Raw genomic sequence first — 1302 nt, forward strand, 5'->3', positions numbered from 1 at the left:
AGACCGGGGGCCACTGCGGGTGGCGGGCACGGGCTCCCCGGTGCTCGCGGACCTCTCCGCCCGCGTCGCCGTGGCCCGCCACCCGCAGTGGCCCCCGGTCTGACGCGCGACGGTGCCCCCGGGGCGCTCGCGGGATCGAAAACGCTCCGCCGGAAGCCCCCGCGGGCGCCTTTTCGCACTCGCACCCGCACGAAGCCCCCGCGACGCCTTCCGCGGGATCAGAAGCGCTCCGCCGGGAGCCCCCGCGGGCGCCTTTTCGAACCCGCACCCCCGGCGAGACCCACGGCAGGACCCCCGGCGGGATCAGCGCCCGAACCTCAGCGGGCCACGTCGAGCACCCAGGTGACGCCGAAGCGGTCGGTCAGCATGCCGAAACCGGGCGACCACGACGACGCGGCCAGCGGTTCGATCACGCTCGCCCCCTCCGTCAGCGCCCCCCAGTAGCCCTCGAGCTCGGTGAGGGTGTCCGCCCGCAGCGACTGGAAGAACGCGCGGTCGGTGAGTGTCGCGCCGTTCTCCCGCCGCGTCGAGCCCGCCGTGGTCGCCGGGTCGTCCAGCCCGGGGATGTCGTACGCCATGAGCCGGATCCCGTGGTCGCCGTCGAGCTGGCCGAACACGATCCGGTCCGCACCGGGCGCGTCCGCGGGCATGCCCACCTCGGCGTAGGTCGTGGCGTGCACGGTGCCACCGAACACCGAGCGGTAGAAGTCGAGCGCCTGCCGGGCCGTGCCGCGGAAGTTCAGGTGCGTGGTGGTGGTGAGGGACATGGGCTTCTCCTTGTTCTGCGGGCTGCCGTTCAGCGCCGCGGTGAGTCCACGATCACAGGGGTAGCGGTCGGTTTCTGTCCTCTCCCTCCCGCACAATGAAGTCATGACCGGAAGCTCCTCCCGCATGCTCGCGCTGCTGTCGCTGCTGCAAGCGACGCGCGACTGGCCGGGCCAGGAACTCGCCGACCGCCTCGGCGTCACACCCCGCACCGTCCGCCGCGACGTCGACCGGCTGCGCAACCTCGGCTACCGCATCGGATCGAGCAAGGGCCCGTACGGCGGCTACCGCCTCGAAGCCGGGTCCGAGCTGCCGCCGCTGCTGTTCGACGACGACCAGGCGGTCGCGATCGCGGTGGCACTGCAGGGCGCGAGCGCGAGCGGCGTCGATGTGACCGAGGCGGCAGAGCGCGCCCTCGCGACCGTGCGGCAGGTGATGCCCTCGCGGCTCCGGCACCGGATCGACGGCATCCGCTTCACCGGCGCGGCGGCCGAGGTGCGGGTGGACCCGGGCGTGCTGGAGGCGGCGAGCGCGGCG

2 protein-coding genes are annotated in these 1302 nt (G+C 73.8%); one reads left to right on the forward strand and one right to left on the reverse strand.

The genetic code is table 11. The features are described from left to right. Positions 1 to 317: 317 nt before the first annotated feature. Positions 318 to 767 carry a VOC family protein gene (locus tag DW309_RS06555; protein ID WP_136044902.1) on the reverse strand — a complete coding sequence of 150 codons (450 nt, stop codon included), beginning with the start codon at positions 765 to 767 and terminating at the stop codon, positions 318 to 320. A gap of 103 nt (positions 768 to 870) precedes the next feature. On the opposite strand from DW309_RS06555, the gene DW309_RS06560 reads away from it, so the two are divergent. After that, positions 871 to 1302: helix-turn-helix transcriptional regulator (locus DW309_RS06560; RefSeq protein ID WP_136044903.1), on the forward strand; the 432-nt coding region annotated here is incomplete at its 3' end.

This window comes from Microbacterium sp. K41, from assembly GCF_004794395.1.
Taxonomy (GTDB): Bacteria; Actinomycetota; Actinomycetes; order Actinomycetales; family Microbacteriaceae; genus Microbacterium; species Microbacterium sufflavum.

Bases quoted from the DNA above. Each gene is read 5' to 3' on its own strand.
- DW309_RS06555 (WP_136044902.1), bottom strand. From the start codon at position 767: ATGTCCCTCACCACCACCACGCACCTGAACTTCCGCGGCACGGCCCGG.